The organism is Clostridium sp. HGF2, from assembly GCF_964240115.1.
Taxonomy (GTDB): Bacteria; Bacillota_I; Bacilli_A; order Erysipelotrichales; family Erysipelotrichaceae; genus Clostridium_AQ; species Clostridium_AQ innocuum.
In genome coordinates, this window is sequence record NZ_CAXSSO010000016.1 from 52,639 (window position 1) to 76,141 (window position 23,503).

Consider the following 23,503-nt stretch of genomic DNA (forward strand, 5'->3'; position numbering starts at 1 on the left):
GGCCGTTCACCAAACTTCTAGAAGTATACACCTTTTTATTTTGGTGTGCAAGCAAAGATTTCACTCCTTTTTTCCCTGAAATCGGTTCCGTAAAACCCCTGTAAAAATTGCGGTTTTCCAGCCTTTTTTTGTGTATTTTTTACCTTATGAAAATTTTGTAAACAAAGCTATCCTGAAACCCCTTTTTCTGTACACGGCTGTCGGATGTTGTTTCCGATTTAAAAAGCTGTCTTAAAGCTGCTTTTCTATATGCGGTTTCGGATCCCGTGCATAAAAATTTCAATTATGTAAAATATAAACAAAACATAAATTCTCTTAATTACTATAAATTCAAGTAGAGTGCAAAGCTGAACAAATAATAAAAATAAAGTCCTAAGCCCTTTAGATAAAGGACTTAAGACCTATTTTTACAGTTATAACCGTACTACGCCAAACCTTTTAAACATCCCAAAGGAGTACATTTTCTCAATCGCATAGAATTAAATTGCAAAGATATCATTTATAGTACCGGATTTTGAAGGTTGCTCAAAGATATAATATTTTTCACTGGCATAATAATTGATAATATAGTTACTTGTTATTGATGCGTTTTTTGAATAATACGTAAATCCTCTTACGTTTTCACCAGGTTCAAGAAGTGTAGCATGAATTGTCATCCATTTCCGTGAACTCCAAGGTTCACTGGAACTAGGAGAATACCATGTTGCCAAACCCCCGTATTTATTTTATAACTATTTAAAGGGGCATCATTAAGGTCATAATATCTAGTAAATTCACCATATGTCGCTGCTCTTGTATTACCTCTTGTTCCTAAGCTCACTCTGGCTTCTGCTGCGTTATAAGTTATATGCTCCGCTTCAGCTACTGCTTGAACATACTCCTCATAAGTTAATTCTCTATACTCATAATCTTTTAATGCTTCCATAATATTATTTGCTTCTGATGTATCTTGCCGGGACTTTGCGCTTATGCTGCCATTTGATAGTGAAAATCCAAATAGCATAGAGATAGATAACATCGCAATAAGTGTCTTTTTCATATTTTTCCCTCCTCACTTTTATATAGCTATCCTCTATTTAAAAAATAACACGTATTTTATAAAATATAAGACTATTTATAAAACACTCTATATGGTATAATTAAATATAATAGTGGAGGAGGGTGAATACTTATGAAACCATATGAAATCAGGAGTGTAATATTGGGCTTTGCTCTTATTTTAATTTCCAGTGAAGAAACTTCTTTTTTAGCACTCATCGGTTTTGTTTTTATCATAGCAGGAGTATTTCCGAAATATGAAAAGAAATAATACCGGCAGCTCCATTTCTTTCAAATTTTATTTTAATGTTATTATCGCTGAAAGCATTCCAGTAATGCTCAACTATCAGAAAAGGAGTAATCGGTTCATTTTGAACTATATTACTCCTTTTTGAAAGTCTATGATAATTTCGTGCTTCTTTGAAATAAGCAGGAGCTTGATCTGTACACCTTACAATAGAAACACAGGCTTCTGTTAAACCCACAATACATCAAGCAGTGAAAATCGGATACTTATCAGAAACACCTCTATTGTATATCCGGCTGTAAATGTCTCTTCCGGTTTCAATGACATCATGCCTTCACAATGACTGGATACAGACAAAGAGTAGTCACATGGTATTTCCTGCAGTTCAACCCGCTGTACGGCTTTTTTTCTCGTGGTCAAAAACCAGCTGTTCCATATGCTCGTGTTTTGATAAGCAGAACGTATAATCCTCATACACCTCATCCTCACACAGCGGGCAATTAAAGCCCGGATGCGCCCCCAGCATAAACGGCATATCCCGTTTACCGGTATTCGTGATACGATAGGTGATATTCAAGCAGTTATAATGCAATACATATTCTATTTCATAATGAAACTCAAAGGGATACTTTGCAAGCAACTTGGGATTGCTGTCCAAAACCATAATAATTTTGTCCTTCTGTGTTTTCACTTCTAAGTCTTCATAGCGAACCAGACTATGATTTTTCATATGATAGGTTTTCCCGTCAATGGTATAGTTTCCGTGATCGAAGGTGCTCCTGATCAGGGGAAACAGCGTTGGATTTTTCCCTTTCCAGTAGGTTTCATCTCCCTGCCACATATATTCCATACCTGTTTCTTTATTCTTGAAGCTTTCAATTTCGCCATCCTGCGCTGTAAAGGTGGCGATATAACGTTCATTTTCTAAATGCACGATTGCCTCTTTCTACGAATATATCATTTTTGATATTCACTAGGAGGCATTCCGTTTTTTCCTTGAATTTTTTTCAACGATTGTAAAAAGAATATCTCGCAGTGCATTTTGCGAACCATGAAAGAGGCACACACAGGCAGAGGGCTCAAGAGATTACTGCTTTTATCCTTTCCACATAGCAGACATTTAATTTGTAATGCTAGCTTGCATCCCCTTGCAATAAAGCATTTCATTCACGCACAGCTGATCATTTCCATGAAGAAAACACGCTGTCTGTACATGGATATCTTACAGGGAATGCGTAAGCTGGTACTGTATGGTCCCAGCAATTACAGCTGCAATGTCAAGCTCATACAGCTGTACAAAAAAAAGCAGACCTCATCCGAATGGATAAAGCCCGCCACGTTGAAGTTTTCGTGGATATTACTTTATATCTATATAGATAAGGCTGCTAATTTGAATTTGCGTGGATCTTCTCTCCTATATTTATAACCGTGGGTATCCTCTTCTTTATTTATATAGGAAAGCAATATTGCATGTAATACATCCGATGATTGTCCAACTTCCTGCTCTTTGCACAGCTTGCGAAAGCTATCAGCTCTGCTCCAGCACCTTCTGTGCCAGCTTTTCGTTCTGCTCGATTTTCTCGTAATCTTCAATCAGCTCCGAGGATGCATATACATCCGGGTCATTTTCACGATCCTTAAATACGATTTTCAACAGAATCGGGGTTATCACAGTTGTCAGTACAACCATAATGATAATCGGGCCGAAAAATGCCTCATTCATCAAGCCAACCTTTATGCCCTTGCTGGCGACAATCAGAGCGACCTCCCCGCGGGATACCATGCCGATGCCGATGCGCAGGCTCTGAATATTCTCATATCGGCAAAGCTTGGCCCCCAGACCGCATCCGACAATCTTTGTCAGAATCGCCAGTACCAGAAGCAGTACAGAGAATATCATAATGCTGGTACTCATTTCCGGCAGCACAACCTTTAAGCCGATGCTGGCGAAAAAGACCGGTGATATCAGCAGATAGGATAGTGTTTCAATACGCATCTGTACATAGTTGCAGCGGCTTGTCCCACTGATGATCAGCCCTGCGATAAACGCCCCGGTGATATCCGCAACACCGAAGAACGCTTCTGCAACATAGGCGAACAGCAGGCAGAAGGCAAAGCTCAGAATAGAGAAACGGCGGTGAACCTTTTGATAACGGTCAAACAGCTTCTCGATTCCCTTGCGTGCAAACACGCCAACAACAATTGCCAGTACGAAGAATGCAACGATTTTCAGCATAACCTCTGTTAGCTGTACGGATGTATCCGCCATACCGGTAATGATGGTCAATGCGACAATTCCCAAAATATCATCTATCAAAGCCGCCCCAAGGATGGCATTGCCACTCGGTGTGGACAGCTTCCCCATCTCCTTCAGCGTTTCCACTGAGATACTGACGGAGGTTGCCGTCAGAATGACGCCGATAAACATGTTCTGCAGAAATGCCTCCGGCTCCGTATTGAAGAAGGATGCCAGCACATAACCGGCAATCAGCGGAACCAGTACACCGATAACGGCAATGACAAAGCTGTTTCTGCCGCTTTTCTTCAGCTCGGATATATCTGTTTCCAGACCGGCGGAGAACATCAGTACGATAACCCCGATTTCCGCAATATGATCCAGGAATTCCGATTCCTGTACGATATTAAAGCATGCCGGCCCCAGCAGCAGTCCTGCAACCAGCGCCCCAACGACCTGCGGCATTTCGATTCTTCTTGTCAGCAGTCCGAATACTTTCGTACTGAGCAGAATCAGCGCCACGTCCAGCAGGTAACGATAAGATTCCATAAACTCTCTCCTTTTATTTTCAACTTAACTGATTATACACCCCTTTTTCATAAAAGCAAGCGATTTCACCCAAATTCTATCCGGTATTTATTTCCAGTGCAGCGATTCAATGATCAACCAGACAGTGTATATATGATATTCATACGTTTCTAGCACAGGCCGCAATGTTCATAAAAGTCATGATCCTTGGCCAGTCATTTTATTGCATACTGTTTCCTGTCGATATCTGTGATGAAGCTCTAGCAGAGTAAGTCTTCTGCATGTGATTTTACATGAAACCGGTGAAGATGGGGGAATGCTACAGGTCCTATGGGTACACCGGGCTCATAGGATTTTACGATTTTCAAAGAACCGTATCTTTGAAAGAGTCAAAAGCATGCCGTTATAACATTTCAAAACGGTCTTGCGATATCCGCAAACTGCCGCTCAATATCGGTATCCTGCAGCTCAAATGCTCTGCCGTTGAGATACTGAAGACAGCACGCATCCCCTTGAAAATGAAATGCCACATGGTACGCACAGAGTGCCTGATAAGTCTTCTCTTTTGTCTTCCTCGCTCCGTATTTTACATCGCCCAGCAGAGGATGTCCCAGCCAGCTCATAAGAGCTCGAATCTGATGACTTTTACCGCTGTGCAGCTCCACCTCAACAAGAGAGTAGCGTTCCGCCTCCTGCAAAACACGATAGCCTGTTTCCATGCGTGTATAGCCTTCCCGCTCACAATCGGTAACCTCCGCCGTATTTTGCTCATTCTTTCGATGATACAGTACGATATGATCCTGCTTTTTTTTCAATTTCCCCTGTACGATACACAGATATTTCTTTTCCACCTGACGAAGTGCGATTTTTTCATTCATGCAGCGAAGAGCCGCAGCTGTTTTAGCCGCAATTACCAGCCCCTGCGTGTTTCGGTCGATACGATGGCACAAGGCAGGAGTAAAGCTTTGTTCGGTGGTTGGATCGTATTCTTTTTTACAATACAGATAATGCAGCAGGCGGTCTGCCAGATTATCCTGCACCTCACTGGTGTCACTGTGTGCGCGAAGTCCCTTGGGCTTGTTAATCAGCAGGACAGCATCATCCTCATAGACCACATCCAGTGTATTTGGAACCTGCAGAAAGCTGCGCACGGTTGCTGCTTCATAAAATTCCTCGGGGATATAGCACTGCATGGTGTCTCCCGCCTGCAGTCGCTGGGAAATCTCACAGCGTTTCCGGTTCACCTTGATTTTCTTATTCCTTATATATTTATACATCAGGCTCTTGGGCATGGTCTTCATCGTTTTCTGTATAAACCTATCCACACGCTGATCCGCATCGTTTTCATTGATAATGAATTCTTTCATACACATTCCTCACCTTTCATGATATCAATTCACAGCAAATCCCTGATAGATACTGCAGGCTTTCAGAAACAGATCCTATGCGGTATCCGCACGAAGAAAGCATTTTTTCATGAATTGTTATCTTTTCCCTGTATATTATAGCGTACTTGCATTGCATAATCATAGAAAAACGACTAAAATTACAGTACAGAAGTGAAACAGGAGGAGGGATGCGTATGTATCGATGCAAAATGTCCGTACGCGCTCTGGTAGAATCGGTATGGATCGGCGGTGATCTGGTATCCACAGCGCCATCCATCGAGCGGGCGAATCTGGGCAGCCGTATTCATCGCATGCTGCAGAGCTCTGCACAGGGGGACTATGAAAGCGAAGTATTTCTGAAGCTGTCCAGTGAACTGGATGATATCCTGTTTGAAATTGAAGGCAGAGCGGATGGTGTACGCAAGGAGGACGATCAGGTGACGATCGAGGAAATCAAAACAACCGCGATTTCCTTTTCCGAATTGAACGAGCCTGTCATGGTCCATCTCGCACAGGCCTATTGCTATGGCCATATGTATCTGGCTGAGCACGTTGCTCCCTCCATTCGCATCCAGATGACCTATTATCAGATTGATACCGAGGAAATCAAGCAGTTTGACGAGGAGAAAACACGGGAGGAGCTGGCGGCATTCTATATGGATACGCTGCGGCGCTATGTGAAGTGGGCAGCACTCAGCAGAGATTTGAAAATCAGCTCTTTCAGAACACTGAAGGAGCTGAAGTTTCCGTTTCCGGATTATCGCAGCGGACAGCGTGACTTTGCAGTCGCCGTATACAAAACCATTCTGGATCGGGAAAAGCTGTTCGCCTCCGCACCAACCGGTATCGGAAAGACAATTTCCACCCTGTTTCCGTCTTTGAAGGCAATTGGAGAGGGAAAGGCGGAAAAGGTATTTTATCTGTGTGCGAAAAATGTAACGGCCACAGTTGCCTATGATACTCTGCGACTGCTTTACAACCAGGAGGTATCCTTTAAAAGCGTGGCAATCACAGCCAAGGATAAAATCTGCTTTCAGGATGTGCGTAACTGTGACCCCGAGGTATGTCCCTATGCAAAGGGCTATTATGATCGCTGTCAGGATGCCTTGTATGAGCTGCTGCAGGAAACACAGTTCATCGATCGTGAGGCCGTTGAAAAAAAAGCAAAGGAGCATTTGATCTGTCCCTTTGAGCTGAGCCTTGATGCAAGTCTGTATGGGGATGTGATTGTCTGTGATTATAACTATGTATTTGATCCGCGGGTGTATCTGAAACGTTTTTTTATGGAAAAGGGAGACTATATTTTTCTGGTGGATGAAGCACACAATCTGGTGGATCGTGCCAGAAGCATGTACAGCTGTGAGCTGAATAAGTCGGCGTTTCTTGCGGCAGCCCGCAATATCCCAAAGCAACGCAAGCCGCTGCATGCGGCACTGCGCGCTGTCAACCGTGAATTCCTGCGGTTAAAAAAGCAGTGCGAAGAGGAAGGACAGAATTTTATTCACCAAAAGGAACCGATTTCTTCCATCAGGCAGCGTCTGGCAGATGTGATTGAACAAATGGATATCTATCTGCAGAGTGAGCATGAAGATACCTGGGATGAAGAATTACGCGATCTGTATTTTTCATGCATAAACTACAACCGGATTTCCGAGTTTTATGATGAGGATTTTGTCACCTGTTATGAAAAGCAGAGCAGTGATATCGTACTGAAGCAGCTCTGTCTGAATCCGGCACATCCATTAAAGGAAACCTGTGCCATGGGACAAAGCACTGTCTTCTTTTCTGCGACGCTTTCTCCCATTGATTATTATCTCGATCTGCTGGGTGGAACAAGAAAGACCAGAAAGCTGTTTCTTCCTTCTCCATTCCCGGCAGAAAAGCGTAAAATCGTCCTGTGTGACGCCATTTCCACCCGCTATCGAAACCGCGATAGCTCCCTGCACCCGATTGCCGCTATGATTCACGCAGCGGTGCAGGCCAAAACAGGAAATTACATTGTTTTTCTGCCAAGCTATGCCTATATGAAGCAGGTTGCCCAGACCTTTTGTGAACAGTTCCCTGATATTCACGTATCCCTGCAGGAAAGTGGTATGAAGGAAGAAGAGAAGCAGCACTTTCTTGAACACTTCAATACCACACAAGAACTGCATGTTCTGTTCTGTGTATTAGGCGGCATGTTTTCTGAAGGAATAGACCTGAAGGGGGAAAAGCTGATCGGTACGATCATTGTCGGTGTAGGACTTCCGCAGGTCAATCCACAGCAGGAGCTGCTGCGTGAGCACTTTGATGAGGTTAACGAAACGGGGTATGCCTACGCATATCAGGTACCGGGCATGAATAAGGTACTGCAGGCTGCCGGCCGTGTTATTCGCTCGCACAGTGATATCGGTATCGTGTTACTCATTGACGAGCGCTTCACCACACCGTTTTATCAGCGGCTGTTACCAGAACACATGCGGCCGTTTCAAATTATCAATGATCCAACCCGTCTGCATGCGGCTGTAAAACAATTCTGGCAGCAAAACAGCTGATGTAGGCAGCCTGTATTTCCACCTTCAGGATCCTCTCTTATGGGATTGGAGCTGGCATCGTGATTTCACCGTGTATGTCTATCGCAAATTCTATTTTCCATCTAAAAATTTATTTACCCCCTTTACAAATAAAGCATATCGTTTTGTGTGAAAGCAGGCTCTTCCTCATTCCAGACAGTATATATAAACGCTTTCTTTTCAAGGAGTATCGAACAAAGCTGCAATGCTGAATATTTTTCAGCAGTTAAAGTATACAGTCTGATAAGTTTTTCATCCAATGTTTTATTATAAGCATCCTTGCCTGTATATCAGGAAATGGATGTCAACGCATCAACACACCTGCCATTATATTTTTTACACGGCCTACATATATCATCATAGACGGTTAATTTTACATTGATTGTCGGATGATTGATAAGTTCATTTGCGACTTTATAGAAATCATGTCCCATGGTTTCATCCGGTATAAATCGTTCAATACCGGCGCCATACAGCTTTATGATATCTATAAAATGATGCGGCTTGATGATAATTTCATCCCCCCTGCATTCCTACTTCTCCATCTCAGATTCTTATGTTTCTTAAATACATTTTATCACAGCGGACTATGAAAACCCATGCCCTTTCAGAAAACAGCATTCATAAGAATAAAATCGTAGTCTTTGTGTCCGCAGCAGCTAAAGCCCTGCCATTTAATTGTCCGGATAGTTTCTTTTATACATAATAAAAAGGTATCAGCAGCAGAATTCCCGGTTTCATTCCTACAATCCTTCTCTGCAGATACCTTTTGGTGTTTTCGTCAGTACCTTATTTCAATTGTTTTAGACAGCTTGTTCCTATTGTGTTCTTCGGCATGGATACCTCAAAATTATCCGCAATCGTGGCTCCGATCATGGCAAAGGTATCACTTACCGGCAATAGTCCGTGTCCTTCCATACGCGGGCTGTATGCCAGAAACGGAACCATTTCCTTAGTATGATCCGTTCCCTTATAGGTTGGGTCATTCCCATGATCTGCAGTAATGATCAATAAATCATCCTCCTGCAGCTTATTGAGAACAACTCCCAGCAGCTCATCAAAGCGCTCCAGCTCTTCTCCATAGCCGACCGGATTTCTGCGATGTCCCCACAATGCATCAAAGTCAACCAGATTGACGAAGCATAAGCCGTGGAAATCCTGCTCCATGACCTCAATCGTCTGTTCCATGCCATGCACGCTGCTCTTGGATTTATGAGCCTGTGTAATGCCTTCACCATCAAAAATATCCTTGATTTTTCCAATGCTGATTACATCCAGCCCGGCTTCCTTCAGCGCATCCAGCGCTGTTTTCCCATACGGCTTCAATGCATAGTCGTGACGGTTGCTGGTGCGTTTGAATTCCCCTTTTTTACTTCCGGTATACGGACGCGCAATGACTCTTCCCACCATCCACTCCGGACGCATGGTCAGTTCTCTTGCGATCTCACAGTAATGATACAAAGTCTCCACACCCATCGTTTCCTCATTTCCGCAAATCTGCAGAACAGAATCCGCTGAGGTATAGACGATCAGATCCCCGTTTTGTATTTCCTGCTCTGCCAGCTCGTCCAGAATCTCAGTTCCGCTGGCAGACTTGTTTCCGATAATATGACGCCCTGTACGTTTTTCCAGCTCATCGATCAAATCCTGTGGAAAGCCGGTTTCCGTAAAGGTTTTAAACGGTGTCGTGATATGCAGTCCCATCATTTCCCAGTGTCCGGTCATCGTATCCTTGCCGACACTGGCTTCCAGCAGCTTCGTATAATAACCCAGGGGCTCGGCTGCCGGTGCCACATGCTTAAGCGGATGAAGGTTTGCCAGTCCCAGCTTTGCCAGATTCGGAATATGAAACTTCGGCATGCTTGCATCAATATGTCCCAGCGTATCACAGCCCTCATCATCATATTCCGCCGCATTCGGCATCGCACCGACACCGAGAGAATCTATGACGATTGTAAAAATCCTCTTATATGGTTTCATGTTAACCTCCTTGTGTGTTTTATTTATAACCTGCTTTCCTGTCGTATGTTATAATGCCACAGCTGTTTCCAGTGCAACCAGCATCATATCATGGAAGGATGTCTGACGCTCTTGTGCAGTTGTCTCTGCATGTGTAACCAGAGAATCGCTGATGGTCAGCAGGCAGGCAGCGCGCTTGTTTAAAATTTTGGCATTGTGGAATAGAGCAAAGCTTTCCATTTCAACACATACACAGCCATGCTTTTCAAAAAATTCCCGGTGTCCGTCCACGTTGTCCTCATGATAAAAAACATCGCTGGAATGAATTCTTGCCTTTGTCAGCGGTTTGTTCACCCTTGCGGCCGCTGCTTCTATTTCAGCATTCAGCTCAGCACTCGGTGTCTGAATATCACCGTCGACATCCGCCTGTGCCTTCGCGAAGGTGGATTCACTCCATACACTGTCTGCAAGTACCAGATCAAACAGCTTCAGCGTCTCCGTGTAGGCTCCTGCACTACCGATTCGAATAATGTTTTCTACCTCATAAAATTTATACAGCTCATAGGAATAGATTCCAATACTTGCCATTCCCATACCGCTTCCCATGACAGAGATTTTCTTTCCCTTATAGGTACCGGTATATCCGAACATATTGCGGACCGTGTTAAACTGTACCGGATTTTCCAAATAGGTTTCTGCAATGAATTTGGCGCGGAGCGGATCCCCCGGCATGAGTACAGTCTTGGCGATGTCGCCGCTGGCAGCAGCGTTATGTGGTGTTGACATAAATACTTCCTCCTTTACATAGGTTTTACGCAAAGCAGATTCCCATACATCCTGCTTGCTTTTTTTACAATAGTATCATACTATAGGAGCAGTTAATAAAAAAAGGACATCTGTCCTCTTTTTGAAAAGAAGGTGAATTTTATGACTGCCCTGCAGGATTTATTAGAGGAAACAAAGGAATGCCATCACAGTCTGCTGAAGCAGCTGTTTGCCAATTGTCCCGTTGAGGTGCTGCAGCAGATGCAGCTGATCCGTCTACGTAAGAATCAAAATCTGATTTCCACTTACCAGACCAGCAATCCGGTATTTGTGCTGCTGGATGGCCGTCTGCAGGCAATCGAAGAGCGGGTCGTGGATATTCCTTACAGCTTTACGGAGCTGCACCCGGTGGATATCGTCGGCGATTATGAGCTGTTCACCGGCATAGAGGGACACTATGTGACGCTGAAAACGATGGAAGCCTCATGCTGCGCCAGACTGAGTGCTGCCTCCTATCTGCACTGGATGAAGAGTGATGCAAACGCCCTGTTTCTGCGTACGCAGATGCTGATGAAGGAGCTGTCTGTGCAGACGCAGCTTCAGCGGCAGTATTTGTTTATGGATAATCGCACACGCCTGCTTCTGTTTTTGCTGCGTTCCAATGGACAGAGTGGTGGAAGGATTCCTGCGACCCGGGAACGGATTGCAGCTTCCATCGGCTGTAGTGTGCGTACCTGTAACCGCATTATTTTCACCTTGTCACAGGAAGGCTTTGTGGACTGCATCCACGGCAAGCTGCAAATCAGTGAGCAGCAGCGCATAGCGATAAAAAAAGAACTGGAAACCTCCAGCTTCTCTTCCTGATTATGCCATGAGAGATTCACATTGGCGAATGTTATCGACAACGACACAGCCGGTCTTCTCCAGCTTGCTCTTGTCCTCATGTCCGTTGGCTATCAAAATACAGTGACAGCCGGCACCATGGGCAACCTCACTGTCATGTACACTGTCTCCGATAAAGACCACCTCCTGCGGATTCAGACCGCTTTCCTGCACAAAGCGCTTCGCAAGCTCTGCCTTGGATGCCGCATGGATATTATCCAGACCGCGTACCTGTTCAAAATACTGTTTGATATCATAGTTATCCAGCTGTTCATGCAGGAAATGCAAATCACTGGCACTCAGCAGATACTGATGCATGCCCTTCTGCTTCAGCTGCGCCAGCATTTCCGTTACGCCATCATGCAGGGAGCAATCCATACTATGCGGCTGATAATATCGCATATATTCCTTCGCAAGCATGGGGAACGGTGTCTTTTCAAAATCAAAGCCGACTTTTTTATAATATTCTATCACAGGAAACTGAAAATATTTCCGATATTCCCCTTTATCCAGAACCAGAGGCAGCTGTGCCTTTTTCAGAATGGTATTCAACGCTTCCATACTGACATCAATATCATCCAGCAGCGTACCGTTCCAATCCCAGACGACATGTTTTATATCATTCATAAGAAACCTCCTTCGTATTATTCTATTATATTGCCCCTTATTATATACAAAAGAATATCCCGGTGCAACCATTGTGCGTTGAATCTTTACTGTTTCGTAAATGAAAAAGAACATCTGTATATATCATAATCGTTTTGAAGCTGCTTTTCTTTCCGTACTTGAAAGATCATGCAGATTGCAAAGAAAAAGAGGAAAATCATCCGGAAAAAACCTTCCAAAGTGAATTTCCTCATTTTCCCTCGTCAATTCTGCAGCTGCACGGCTTCTGTGAAAGCCGCTACTTTCCTATTCAGCTTTATGATTGAATTCGCCATATCCTTTAATAAAATCGCATTCATTAAATGATCCTGCGCATGGACCATGATAAGTGAATACTCACTCACACAGCCGCTCGCCTCCTTCTGCAGCAGCCTGGTCTGCAGCTGGTGAGCTGCCACAAGAGATTCATTCCCTGTGTGCAGCTGGACCTCCGCCTCTTCAAAGCATTCATTTTCCGCAGCAGCCACTGCTTTCAGAAACAATGCGGATGCATTCCCGGCTTCACTGATAATCTTAAATGCTTCCAGCATAAGCTCTTCCATGTCTATCCCCCCTTTTGTTCTTTGTGTGCTTTCATGGCATCAAATGCCGCCAGCAATACAGGCACAGCCTCCATTGCACCATAGTGATCCTTATCAATAACCACAACCGGAACATCATAGCCGTGATCCAGCGCCACCTTTTTTACCTCTTCCTGCAGCATGGATACCTGTGGTCCCAGCATGATAATGCGGGTATCATCCAGCTTTTCATAGTATTCTTCCTTTCCCCATGCCTCGATTACAATGTTTTTATCTCGTAGATTCTTAGATTCAGCAACCGCCGTTTTCATACGATTTACCAGCATCGAGGTGGAAAGACCTCCGTAACACACCAATAATATTTTCATTTTTTACTCCATTCCCCCGCACCTTGCGCACGGGCACAAATATTGCATATATGTTGTTTCAGCTCGCTTTTTTATTATCAACCGATATCCATTCACACGTCTTCCTCCTAGAAATCGAATTCGATATCTTCCAAGGTTCTCGTATCCCTGACCTTACTCTGTTCCGTATCCAATGCCCGTTTCTCTACAATTTTAAAGAATGGATAATACAATGCGACATTTACCAGAATGATGATCGCCCAGACAATTAGATATTTCCAGTCCATACAGGCAACCCATGCGCCAAACGGCAACGGAATGTAGGGACCGACCAGACTAAACGGTGCCATAAATCCGCCTTCGATCGCAATCCATCCGATCACCGCAGCCAATGGTGTTGAAATCAGCCACGGAATAAACATAATCGGGTTCAAAATAACAGGAAGTCCAAACAGGACGGATTCGCCGATTCCGAAGAATTCCGGAATGATAGAGAGTCTTCCGATGGATTTGAATCGTTTTGCTTTGGAGAAAATCATCAGAATACAGATTGCACCACAGATACCGGAGCCTGTAGTCCCTGCAATATCCCACATGAAATTCGGTGTTAAAACACGAATGGCCTCGCTTGAAGTTCCTGCCGCGATTGCGGCATTGATATCCACATTCGCAAATGCGACAGCCATCCAAACAGGTGCCATGACGGCATAGCCGTGAATCCCGAACCACCATAACAGCTGCTGTATAAATAAGATAAAGACAAGTCCTCCCAGCGTATTTACCGAAGCTGTCAGCGGGGAAAACAGCTTTTCGATCAGCTGTACCATTGCTACACCGCTCACACTCTCAACACCGTATTTAAAGACGATCAGAATCAGGATGGAAAACAGAATCGGCCACAGGTTCTCAAAGCTTCGCAGAATCGGTGTGGGAACGCCAGCTCCCAGATTGATGGTAAAATGCAGCTTATTACGGAAGATATGTAATATCTCAACGGAAATCAAACCAAACACGATGGCTGTAAAAATCCCCGTACCTCCGTAATAGGAAGTAATCGTCGCACCGGTTTCGGGATCATACAACGTCCCCATGATGATGAAAGCGATAATGGAAGTTACGATGGATCCGATGTCCCATACCTTCCTTTGCTGAGAATAGTAAAACCCGACAAATGCAGCAACATACAATGCCAGACACCCCATTGTGGCAAATTGCATAGGCTGTGTCACTTCCCCCAGAAATACAGTAGCGTCAACAAACCATTTCGGCATACCGGGTATGGACGGCAGCTGGGAAAAGATTGTAGGAATAGAGCCTACCAGCGTAACCGGAACCAAGGTCATCATACCACGCCGCACAGCAGCAAGCTGCGGATTCTGTTCCAGCTTTGCGGCAATCGGCAACAGCCATTTTGATAATACTTGTTCTAACTTTTTCATACGTTTGCTCCTCTCTTTCTAATCTAATCATAATCCACTCATGCTTCATTATCCAATCTAAAATTGCACCTCCTCCTTGTGCAATCATCCAATTTTTAAAAGAATGCAAATTGCGGAGATATCTGGTATCATATACCTGTACAATCTATATCATACAGGACAAACACGCATTTATACATGATCAGGAAACGGAGGTATTGTCATGGCTTTATTGAAGCGGCAGGATGAAATCCTGATGTACCTTTATACGCAGAACAAATGGATTACAGGAAATGAACTGGCTCAGCTCTTCCATGTGAGCCTGCGAACCATCCGCAATGATATCAGCTTTATCAATACAGAGAAAAGCAACAGCGTACTTTCCAATCGAAACAAAGGATACCATATTGCCAAGGATTTTGTATATAACGAAGCAAATAAAGCCGTTTATATGTCCAATGAACAGCGCATCCATCATTTGCTGGTACTGCTTCTCACGCATAATCAGGAAGCATTTTCGTATTATGATCTGGCGGATGAATTTTACATATCCGAATACACCATGCTGCATGATCTGGAAACCATCAAAACCATTCTGACAGAGTATTCGCAATTCGATATTTTCATCGAGAAAAAGGAAGAATACGTCTATGTCATCGATCATGCCAACAATGCCTCCCTCTTTCTGGATGCCTACTTTCATAGCTTTGATCTTTACGATCATATCATGGATTTTCAATCCTGCTTTTTCCAAATCCGTTTGACATCCATGATAACGCATATGAAGGAACAGATTTCCCCGGCTGTGTATAACCGGTATCTGACCTATAATTCCCTTCTGCTTATCAGCAGTATCGTAACAGAACAGTATTTATGCTATGACGAGATTCCCATCAAGGAAATGGATACGGAATTTCAAGCTTATCTCAATCAATTCGACGCATTCTTTTGCAAGGTGGCTGCAGAATACGATATCCATGATTCCATTCGTCTTAGAACGCTCTTTGATTCACTGATTTCACCCTTCATAAAGATCAGTATGCTGGAGTCCAATATAAAGCATCAGGTGAGCATGCAGGACCCGGATTATCAGACACTGGTTCAGATTTTACAGGAGGTTAAGCAGCAATACTGTCTGGATTTGCTTTCCAATGAAAAGCTGATTCTGGATCTCATGACTCATCTGAAAACCGCTCTCATCCGGATACAAAACGGTATCCACATCAACAATCCCCTGCTTGAGCATATCCGTATGAATTATACCTTTCTTTTCGATGTCGCATATTTCATATCGAATTTGTTTTCCCAGCAGCAATCCCTGCAATTTACCAACGTTGAAATCAGCTATCTGGTGGTTTATCTAATCGGTCCTCTGAAAAATCTGAGGGAGGATCTGTATGCGTCCTTTGCCCTTGATATCCTGTTGTATGTCAATGAAGGCTATGCCATTTTGAACAACCTCAAGGAACTAATCGGCGAATCCCTGCAGGACATCAGCTTCAAGATACAGCCGATCCTGCAATATAGTGAGCTGATACAGCAAACAGAAGCAGCAAGCTTTGATCTGGTTATCACTACGTCCCGAAACATTACACTCCCCGACACGGAAACCCTGTACATATCTTCTTCTTTATCCTCTTTGAACATAGCGAATATACGCAAGGTATGCACTCCGTTATTTGAAATCAAGCAAACCGCATATTTCGAGCGTATATTTCAATATTTTTTTCACGAGAGTATTCTGGATTTTCAAAACACCTGTGAGAGTGTTTCCGATTTCTTTTTGCAGAGCTGTCAGACTTTGCAGGATCTCCATTACGTATCGGATACCTTTTACGATCAGCTGATGGAACGGGAAAGACTGCTTTCCACATCCTTTGAAACAGGCATTGCCCTTCCCCACACCACAGAAAACAACGCAAGGAAATCCGGAATTCTGTTTGCGAAATTCCATACCCCCATGCAGTGGCACAAAAACAAAATCAAATGCGCCTTTCTGATCGTGACCGCAAAGGAGGATATTCACTTACTAAACATCATCTACAAGGTGATTGTGGATATCAGCTCTTCCAACCAGCATGTCAACCGATTATACAAATGTCAGACATCGGAGGATGTAAAAAGACTGATTTTTACGCATTTCAAAAAAATATTGAAATGACCGCATGAAAACAACAGCAAAAACTCAGGATCATCCTTACGGATCACACCTGAGTTTTTTTGTTGTATATGCATACAAGGTGAAGATACAAGGATTTCTCTGCTTCTGCATATCACGACAGCAGGAACGCTGTTGATAGTCTTTTTTCCGAGAGGGTATTTTGCACATTCACGGATTCGACATGCACAAAGCTTCTGCTGCGGCAGATACAACCTAATACAGCTTTCTTAACAAATGTATCAATACTCTCAATAAAAAGGGTATTTTCTTCAGGTTTTTACCTTTCACAGCGCACTGCATTCTCCAAATCAGCCAGCCAAACAGAGCAGCACATAGCAGAGATAGGATACAGGGAACAGGCAGGACAGCAAAAACAGAGCGTATGGCACTATAGAGAAAAACCAGCATCGTACATAGGAATACCACCTGTACATAACGGATAATCTGTTTATATACTGCATCAAATACAGAAACGGACATAGAAATGCCCCCTTTCATTGTCAGCCTTAAGGCGCTGTTTCTTCCGCCTGCTATCACCGGGCTGTCTTCGTGTTATTGAGGATGTTTTACGATAATACGCGAGTTTCATCAGTCCATCTTCCACAGGATAGGCACAAATGCGTTTTATATTTTCCCGGTCCGCTTTTTTCTTCTTTCGGGCAGCTTTTGGCAGACACCTGCTGCCGCTTTGACTGACTCGCTAGATACTTTGTGTACTCTGTCCGAATCGTTGGCTGATGTTCCCGGAATAGCCGCCACTTCAGACCTCATAGTCCATGCTTAACTACGCATCCGTATACGCAATAGCACCTCACTGGTTGTATTTCCAGTATCGGTTCCGGGTAAAAGCTATTCTTCACGGCCTTCTCCGATACCATACAGAACCTTGTGTCTGAGATACATATAATGACTGGAATGCAGATATACACTGATCAGGGAGGTATGCGGATGATGTACACTATCAAAGCTCTGAAAATGCTTTCCTATGGTTAATGCATCCCCTCCCAGATAGACACAGGAGTAATTCAGAAACATCTCATCCAGTAATGCATCCTGCAGCAGCAAATGCGTTAATGAGGGTGATTCTACCAGTATGCGCTGCAAGCCCAATGTCTTCAGCATCCGCATCCCCAAAACATTGTCCATAACATCAGCTCCTGTGACGACGATATAGTTTTTTTCCGGCTTGAGCGTCTGTCTGCACGCTTCAAGACTGTCGATGATTTCCACAGGCTTCAGGGAGTTATGAACACAGCGCTGCACTCCCTTTGGCGTAGTGTAAAAAATCACCGGAATTTTCCCGCAGGTAAATTCTATATGATGAAACGGCACATCACTGCCATCCAGTGTTGGAATAATATTCCACGGGATTTCCTGCATCCCCATTCTCACACGGGATTCCTCCAGCGAGGCATCATACACATGTCCGGTTCCGGAAGGCTCATTATGCAAAGTCGCAGCACCAAACAGAATCGCATCTGCACTTGCGCGCAGAACATTCAACGTATACCAGTCCGCAGCACTGCCTTCCTTTGCCAGATAATTTTTGCTTGCGATAAAGGGTCCCTCAGCAGCGTCCGGAAATGCAATCCTGCCATCAACAGAGGTAACAAGAGAGCAATACAAATACGGGCGGTCCTGCGGATGCACCGGAAATTTCAAGGGTGCGGAATATACGGTACGTAAATGCTCATCCTCGATACCGGTCTGCACAAGCGCGATATCCTCGTTTCGATACAGGCATTTCAGCTGCATGCTTTCATAATCAAATGCTGTCTTCAAAAAATCACTCATACCGCAGGTCCTCCGCATACAGGCAGACAGATGCCTGTTATCCAATCCGATTGTGCAGTGCTCAAAAATACGACGCTGTCGACAATATCCTCTGTGGTGCCGATACGCTGCAAGGCATACAGACCTTGGTATTCCTTTTGCAGCTGCTTTGGCTGTGCAGCTGCCGCTAAGCGCTTTTGAATCATAGGGGTATCAATAATGCCCGGCAGTATCGCATTGCAGCGAACCATCGGTGCATATTCCAGTGCAATGCATTCACTCAGCATATTGACAGCCGCTTTGCTTGGATTATAGGCAATTCTGTCCGCAAGCGGCTTAATACTCATATCACTGGAAATGTTCACGATCGTCGATTTCTGTTTTTTCAGATATGGGATTGCTGCTTTGCATATATAAAAGGTACCACAGGTATTTATGCGTAACACACGCTCAAACACCATGGGATCTGTCGTTTCCAGACCTCCCTCATGAACGATTCCCGCACAATTTACTAGAGAATCCAGTTTTCCAAACTCCGTGACTGTCCTGCTAACAGCATCGACACAAGCCGCATAAGCTGTAATATCACCGGAAATATACCGGAAATTTTTATGGTCAATGCCGCATTCCTTTTCCAAAGAAAAGCCGACCACGCTTGCCCCCATGGCAAGAAACCGTCTTGCGACAGCCTCTCCCATTCCACTGGCAGCCCCGCTGACCAGTGCCACACGTCCCTGCATTTGCAATTCTGACATAGCTGTTTTCTCCCTTCCTATACAGCAAAGGCTGCATACTGACGATGTCTTCGCATCTGTAGCTACTCAATCATTCCCGCATTTCCGCTTCCTCTTCCCCGGAAAATCAATACATTTGCTTTCTGCATCTTTTATGAAAGTGCAGGCCCCCAGGAGTCAGACAGCATGCTTGGATGTATGCTTTTCAGCTGTCCATATCCTGCTAATCTGTACTGCCTTCCTTATGCTATGCGATTACGGTCATACTCCATGTAATTCCAGGAGCTGTAACCATAGGCACAATCCTCTCCCGCTGCCTTATCCTTGCCCCATGCATTCACGATATTGGCGATGTGTTTGCATTGCTGCATTGCATATTTATTTTCTACGGACGAAAGGATATCCGTTTTATTGGCATAGATTCCCCCCAGCATAAGAGCATCCATCTCATGAAAATAAAATTCCACCGTGGCTTCTACAGACTTTGCCATACTTTTCCAGCGGGCTCCGGTTGTCAAAACAAGGATACCCGCTTTCTGCCATGTATGCTGCTTGTCCCTGCGCACCTCATATCCATTGCGCAGGATATTCAGGCGGGATAGAAATGACATCATCGGTCCGGATACATTTCCGAACCACATCGGTGAAGCAAGAATAATACAATCCGCTGCTTCTATTTGTTCAAGAATCTGCTGAAAATAATCTTCCTGTACACAGACCCTTTCTTTCTTACATGCCTGACAGCCCAGACAAGGCTTAAGCGGCATATAATCATAAATATGGATGATCTCCACATCTCCGTGTATGCTGGCTGTCAGCTCCTTTGTCAAGAGCATCGTCTGTCCACTCTTTTTCGGTGAACCGTTTAATACAAGTACCTTCATAAGTCACCTCTTCCTATTTGATAAACGAACTGCATTCATATACATCCTGCTTCGCTGCAGGATGTTCCTCAATAAGGCTGTATCCATTGCCAAATGCTTTAGAAAATGCTGCGGCAGTTTTTTCCCATTCCCGCTCCATTATCTGTTCCCATTCTTCCATTGACCGCCAGGTGACAATGATATGCAGTACCCGCGGCGCGATATCCTGTCTCCAGATTTGCTTTGAAACAAATCCCTTCTGCTGCTTCAAAAACGTTGTCCATATCTTTGCATCCAATTTCAGAAACGCTTCCACACTCTTTTCCTGCTCCAGCTCGAGCACGAATCGCTTTACCGGATACATGGTTCCCTTTTTTGCTGTATACATAGGCTAATCCTTCTCCAGACGAACATAATTCTCTGATGCATATCCGTACTTATAATAGGCATTGGACTGTTTATCCGAATACCATGTATGCAAAGCCTCGGCTGCCCGCCTGCATTTTACAATATCCTGCATCGCTTCTCCTGCCGCTACCCGATCAACTGCCTGCGCATATACCGTATCCAGAATCAGTGCGTCCAGATGATTGAAAATGAATTCGGCAGTCGTTTCCATCGTTTTCGCCATACTGTGCCACTTTTCCTCTCCACACATCAGAAACACGCCCGCTTTATCAAACTTATGCTGCATATCCTTTCGGTAAATATGTCCGGAGGTGATCGTCTGCAGACGGGAGAAAAATGCCATCATGGGACCGGATACATTTCCAAACCACATAGGGCTGGCAACAACGAAGCAGTCCGCCGCAAAGCTTCTCTCCAGAATATCCGCAAATGCATCGTGATAAATACAGCCGGGATTTTTATGACAATATCCGCAATCAATACATGGCTTGACATCCAGATAGTCAAATACATTGATTATTTCAATGCTGCCCTGCAGATGTGTACAAAGCTCATTTACCAGTGCCATCGTATGTCCGTTACGATTCGCAGAACCAACAAAGATCATAGTTTTCATCGCTCCATCACCTCACAATGTGAAATCTTATAGGTACTGAAATTGTCTTCTATATGTAATCTGGGCCCATTTTTATATGGATAGGGAAAGATTTCGTCGAATCGTTTTCCGATATCCGCCAGAGCCTCCTTGGGAATGGCGAACCAATCCTTCAGGGTTTCCCAGATTATGATAATATGAATCTCTCCCGGATTCGCCTTGTTGAGATAGGATGTGGTGGATACAAAGCCGTCATATTTTGATAATGCGGCTGTCCAGATATCATTCGCTTCTATATATTGAATCGCTTCCTGCTCATTACGACAATAAAAAATCAAATGCTCTACAGGATATTTCTTATGTTCATATTCCATCTGCATACTGCACCCCTTTTCCTTGCTTTTGACTCCGTTTTTTATAAGCTGTCTGCTTCCATACCATATACGCCGCCTCCTTTCCTTACGCCTTCATCATATGTTGAAATCAGCCCGCTTACAAATCATCGTTTGCACTTCCCGCATAGGCAATACGTCCCTTGCAGCAGAGCTGAGTGAATAATCTTGCTCATACGGATACCAAAAAGAAGACCCCTGCATCACATACAGGAGTCTGTTTGTTATATGAATCGCCTGAAAAAGATATCAGCTGTTAATCACCGTATTCTTCGTAGTTTCTATCGGTTTCATCATAGTCGAATGCTTCCGCAAAATCCTCACGCAGATCATCATTACGCAGTCAGCAGTTTCTCATACAGCGGCGATACTGGTCACGGCAGTGATCCTCACAGCTTGGACGCGGCGGACACGATCTTGGCGGGCATGGACGATTATTTCCACAGCCGCAGCCCTGAGAATTTCCGCTGTTTCCACAGCCGCAGTCATTGTTATGATGAGCAGCCATAGCTGCCATGATTTCCACCGCATCCCGGACGGTAGGTGTTGACACAGGAGCAGCGGGAACGGCGTTCCGTATTGCAGCCGGACTGGTTTACCATAATTCTTTCTCCATTGCGTGCACAGGAAGACCCGCGTCCGCTGTTGGAAGAACAATTGCATCTTGAGTTATACATGTAAGATTTTCTCCTTTATATGAGATATCATCCATCTCAATCCACTATATGCAAATGTCTGATGCCCAACATAAGCGTATTACAATGGTGGAGGGAAAATCTGTGTATTTTTCTTACCTGCTTTCCAGCATGGCACGAAACACATCCAGTCTGGTATAGGCGTTTACATTGAAACGCGGCAGTGCATAGGAATCATCACTGTGTTTAGCCTTGCGATTCTCATTGTATCCAAAGGCAAGACGAGTGCCTTTATCCTTCAGAATTTTCTGTATCCTTTTATTATATTTACCATACGGATATGCATAAAAGGTGATAGAGCCCTGCTTTGCGGTCCCATCGCAGTTGCTCATAATTCAGCTGGTTGATTCGAAAGCCATCCCCATCCTTATGATGGTGATCGTAGGAATGTGAATAATACTGCAGTACGCGTTCATCCTGCATATCCTCATGAGAAGCATGCTGGCGTATTTCAGGATGATAGAGACCATGATGCTCATCGATGGCCGAGCCTATCACAAAAACTGAACCGGTAAAGCCGTAGCGCTTCAATACCGGCAGTGCAAATTTCGTTGTGGAATAAAATCCGTCATCAAAGGTGATGGCGATACTCTTCTCCGTTAGCTCCTTTTCCCCCTGCTTCCATGCGTACACATCCTCCAGCGTTACGCTGTGATAGCCCTCCTCCTTCAACAGCTTCATCTACTGTTCGAACTCAGAAAGTGAGACCACCCACATATTGTCCGGGAAGAAGGCCTGCAAATCCCTGTCCGGTATGATATGATGATAGCCGATGATTGGTATGCTTTCCTCATGGTCAAAGGCCTGCAAAGCGCATTTCCCGCATACAGCAGAAGCAGAATGCACAGCAGGCTGATGGATAGTTTCTTCTGGCGCATTCCTACACCTACTTCAGAAACAGGCGAACAAGGCGCTGCTTACAGCCAGTATAAGGATGGTAGCGAAAGGGCAGATCGATCTCAGAGAACTGGACGAAAATGATCCTGAAGTATACAGATCCATTTACTATAAAGAAGTCCCAATCGAGTCAAAGAAGTTATCAGAGACGATGATCGTAACGTATTCGCCTAAATATAAGGCTTATCAAGCAAAGATTAGACAGGGACAGATCGAACGTGCTATGAAGATAATCAATGATAATGGAAAAAAGTTTAAGAAGAATAGACGCAACCCTAATGATCCGGCCAGATTTATAAAAAAGACTGCGATCACTGCGGATGGTGAGGTGGCAGAAGAAGAATATTGTCAGCTCGATCAAGCAGCTATAGATAAAGAGGCGATGTATGATGGGTTCTATGCAGTAACGACAGATATAGAGGGAGATGTATCTGAGAT

Annotated in this window: 26 protein-coding genes and 1 pseudogene; 5 read left to right on the forward strand and 22 right to left on the reverse strand. The window is 44.2% G+C overall.

The genetic code is table 11. The features are described from left to right. Nucleotides 1-652: 652 nt before the first annotated feature. A complete protein-coding gene (locus ACESPQ_RS19555) occupies nt 653-1,039 on the reverse strand; it encodes a hypothetical protein (protein WP_233105500.1) in 387 nt (128 codons plus the stop codon). Nucleotides 1,040-1,171: 132 nt separating this feature from the next. Between ACESPQ_RS19555 and ACESPQ_RS19560 the strand changes: the two genes are divergently transcribed. Then, nucleotides 1,172-1,309 (forward strand): hypothetical protein, encoded by a 138-nt coding sequence (locus tag ACESPQ_RS19560; protein ID WP_002609949.1) that lies wholly within the window; start codon nt 1,172-1,174, stop codon nt 1,307-1,309. Nucleotides 1,310-1,670: 361 nt separating this feature from the next. Here the strand turns inward: ACESPQ_RS19560 and ACESPQ_RS19565 are convergent, their stop codons facing one another. The 3 genes from ACESPQ_RS19565 to ACESPQ_RS19575 form a co-directional block, all read right to left on the reverse strand. Then, entirely contained in the window at nt 1,671-2,219 is a 549-nt protein-coding gene (locus tag ACESPQ_RS19565) for a hypothetical protein (protein ID WP_002609946.1), read from the reverse strand. Between the two features lie 594 nt (nt 2,220-2,813). Beyond that, the gene (locus ACESPQ_RS19570) at nt 2,814-4,070 is read right to left on the reverse strand and encodes a cation:proton antiporter (protein ID WP_002609945.1); all 1,257 of its coding nucleotides are present in this window, start codon (nt 4,068-4,070) and stop codon (nt 2,814-2,816) included. A 392-nt stretch (nt 4,071-4,462) separates the two neighbouring features. Beyond that, nucleotides 4,463-5,416, reverse strand: coding sequence for an RluA family pseudouridine synthase (locus tag ACESPQ_RS19575; RefSeq protein WP_373144792.1), 954 nt, complete (start codon nt 5,414-5,416; stop codon nt 4,463-4,465). A gap of 215 nt (nt 5,417-5,631) precedes the next feature. Here ACESPQ_RS19575 and ACESPQ_RS19580 point away from each other — a divergent pair, with 215 nt between their 5' ends. Next, nucleotides 5,632-7,971: an ATP-dependent DNA helicase gene (locus ACESPQ_RS19580; protein WP_373144793.1), complete on the forward strand. Its 2,340-nt coding sequence runs from the start codon at nt 5,632-5,634 to the stop codon at nt 7,969-7,971. Between the two features lie 807 nt (nt 7,972-8,778). On the opposite strand, the gene ACESPQ_RS19585 is transcribed toward ACESPQ_RS19580, so the two are convergent. Beyond that, on the reverse strand, nt 8,779-9,969 hold the full coding sequence (locus ACESPQ_RS19585) for a phosphopentomutase (protein WP_002609938.1): 1,191 nt from the start codon (nt 9,967-9,969) through the stop codon (nt 8,779-8,781). A 48-nt stretch (nt 9,970-10,017) separates the two neighbouring features. After that, nucleotides 10,018-10,734: a purine-nucleoside phosphorylase gene (gene deoD / locus ACESPQ_RS19590; protein ID WP_373144794.1), complete on the reverse strand. Its 717-nt coding sequence runs from the start codon at nt 10,732-10,734 to the stop codon at nt 10,018-10,020. Nucleotides 10,735-10,875: 141 nt separating this feature from the next. Between deoD and ACESPQ_RS19595 the strand changes: the two genes are divergently transcribed. Further along, nucleotides 10,876-11,577: a Crp/Fnr family transcriptional regulator gene (locus tag ACESPQ_RS19595; protein ID WP_118002872.1), complete on the forward strand. Its 702-nt coding sequence runs from the start codon at nt 10,876-10,878 to the stop codon at nt 11,575-11,577. On the opposite strand, the gene ACESPQ_RS19600 is transcribed toward ACESPQ_RS19595, so the two are convergent. The 4 genes from ACESPQ_RS19600 to ACESPQ_RS19615 form a co-directional block, all read right to left on the reverse strand. Then, on the reverse strand, nt 11,578-12,222 hold the full coding sequence (locus ACESPQ_RS19600) for an HAD family hydrolase (protein ID WP_118002873.1): 645 nt from the start codon (nt 12,220-12,222) through the stop codon (nt 11,578-11,580). It abuts the gene before it with no gap. Between the two features lie 242 nt (nt 12,223-12,464). Next, nucleotides 12,465-12,803 carry a PTS lactose/cellobiose transporter subunit IIA gene (locus tag ACESPQ_RS19605; protein ID WP_118002874.1) on the reverse strand — a complete coding sequence of 113 codons (339 nt, stop codon included), beginning with the start codon at nt 12,801-12,803 and terminating at the stop codon, nt 12,465-12,467. Nucleotides 12,804-12,805: 2 nt separating this feature from the next. After that, nucleotides 12,806-13,150 (reverse strand): PTS sugar transporter subunit IIB, encoded by a 345-nt coding sequence (locus tag ACESPQ_RS19610; protein ID WP_118002875.1) that lies wholly within the window; start codon nt 13,148-13,150, stop codon nt 12,806-12,808. Nucleotides 13,151-13,257: 107 nt separating this feature from the next. Beyond that, nucleotides 13,258-14,568 carry a PTS sugar transporter subunit IIC gene (locus tag ACESPQ_RS19615; protein WP_118002876.1) on the reverse strand — a complete coding sequence of 437 codons (1,311 nt, stop codon included), beginning with the start codon at nt 14,566-14,568 and terminating at the stop codon, nt 13,258-13,260. A 202-nt stretch (nt 14,569-14,770) separates the two neighbouring features. Here ACESPQ_RS19615 and ACESPQ_RS19620 point away from each other — a divergent pair, with 202 nt between their 5' ends. Next, complete coding sequence (locus ACESPQ_RS19620) at nt 14,771-16,708, forward strand: BglG family transcription antiterminator (RefSeq protein ID WP_002609924.1); 1,938 nt, start codon at nt 14,771-14,773, stop codon at nt 16,706-16,708. A 213-nt stretch (nt 16,709-16,921) separates the two neighbouring features. On the opposite strand, the gene ACESPQ_RS19625 is transcribed toward ACESPQ_RS19620, so the two are convergent. From ACESPQ_RS19625 to ACESPQ_RS19680, 12 genes are all read right to left on the reverse strand, one after another. Further along, nucleotides 16,922-17,188 carry a hypothetical protein gene (locus ACESPQ_RS19625; protein WP_002609922.1) on the reverse strand — a complete coding sequence of 89 codons (267 nt, stop codon included), beginning with the start codon at nt 17,186-17,188 and terminating at the stop codon, nt 16,922-16,924. A gap of 369 nt (nt 17,189-17,557) precedes the next feature. Then, a complete protein-coding gene (locus ACESPQ_RS19630) occupies nt 17,558-18,502 on the reverse strand; it encodes a dihydrofolate reductase family protein (protein WP_257334897.1) in 945 nt (314 codons plus the stop codon). Next, a complete protein-coding gene (locus ACESPQ_RS19635; protein WP_002609918.1) occupies nt 18,499-19,236 on the reverse strand; it encodes an SDR family NAD(P)-dependent oxidoreductase in 738 nt (245 codons plus the stop codon). The genes ACESPQ_RS19630 and ACESPQ_RS19635 overlap by 4 nt, the downstream gene beginning before the upstream one ends. Nucleotides 19,237-19,457: 221 nt before the next feature. Beyond that, entirely contained in the window at nt 19,458-20,099 is a 642-nt protein-coding gene (locus tag ACESPQ_RS19640; RefSeq protein ID WP_002609916.1) for a flavodoxin family protein, read from the reverse strand. A 13-nt stretch (nt 20,100-20,112) separates the two neighbouring features. Beyond that, nucleotides 20,113-20,466 carry a TIGR03792 family protein gene (locus ACESPQ_RS19645; RefSeq protein ID WP_118002877.1) on the reverse strand — a complete coding sequence of 118 codons (354 nt, stop codon included), beginning with the start codon at nt 20,464-20,466 and terminating at the stop codon, nt 20,113-20,115. 3 nt (nt 20,467-20,469) lie between these two features. Next, nucleotides 20,470-21,102, reverse strand: a complete 633-nt coding sequence (locus tag ACESPQ_RS19650) for a flavodoxin family protein (protein WP_002609912.1) — start codon at nt 21,100-21,102, stop codon at nt 20,470-20,472. Beyond that, nucleotides 21,099-21,461: a TIGR03792 family protein gene (locus ACESPQ_RS19655; RefSeq protein ID WP_002609910.1), complete on the reverse strand. Its 363-nt coding sequence runs from the start codon at nt 21,459-21,461 to the stop codon at nt 21,099-21,101. Before ACESPQ_RS19655 ends, ACESPQ_RS19650 begins: the two co-directional genes overlap by 4 nt. A gap of 355 nt (nt 21,462-21,816) precedes the next feature. Further along, on the reverse strand, nt 21,817-21,990 hold the full coding sequence (locus ACESPQ_RS19660; RefSeq protein ID WP_156346937.1) for a hypothetical protein: 174 nt from the start codon (nt 21,988-21,990) through the stop codon (nt 21,817-21,819). Next, on the reverse strand, nt 21,965-22,150 hold the full coding sequence (locus tag ACESPQ_RS19665; protein ID WP_257334898.1) for a hypothetical protein: 186 nt from the start codon (nt 22,148-22,150) through the stop codon (nt 21,965-21,967). The genes ACESPQ_RS19660 and ACESPQ_RS19665 overlap by 26 nt, the downstream gene beginning before the upstream one ends. A 113-nt stretch (nt 22,151-22,263) precedes the next feature. Further along, the gene (locus tag ACESPQ_RS19670; protein ID WP_038274593.1) at nt 22,264-22,500 is read right to left on the reverse strand and encodes a hypothetical protein; all 237 of its coding nucleotides are present in this window, start codon (nt 22,498-22,500) and stop codon (nt 22,264-22,266) included. Beyond that, nucleotides 22,436-22,849: a polysaccharide deacetylase family protein gene (locus tag ACESPQ_RS19675; RefSeq protein WP_002609905.1), complete on the reverse strand. Its 414-nt coding sequence runs from the start codon at nt 22,847-22,849 to the stop codon at nt 22,436-22,438. Before ACESPQ_RS19675 ends, ACESPQ_RS19670 begins: the two co-directional genes overlap by 65 nt. Further along, nucleotides 22,850-22,978, reverse strand: a complete 129-nt coding sequence (locus ACESPQ_RS19680; protein WP_257317257.1) for a hypothetical protein — start codon at nt 22,976-22,978, stop codon at nt 22,850-22,852. It abuts the gene before it with no gap. Nucleotides 22,979-23,102: 124 nt separating this feature from the next. On the opposite strand from ACESPQ_RS19680, the pseudogene ACESPQ_RS19685 reads away from it, so the two are divergent. Next, nucleotides 23,103-23,503 (forward strand): annotated as a pseudogene (locus ACESPQ_RS19685) (transposase); the annotation flags it as partial.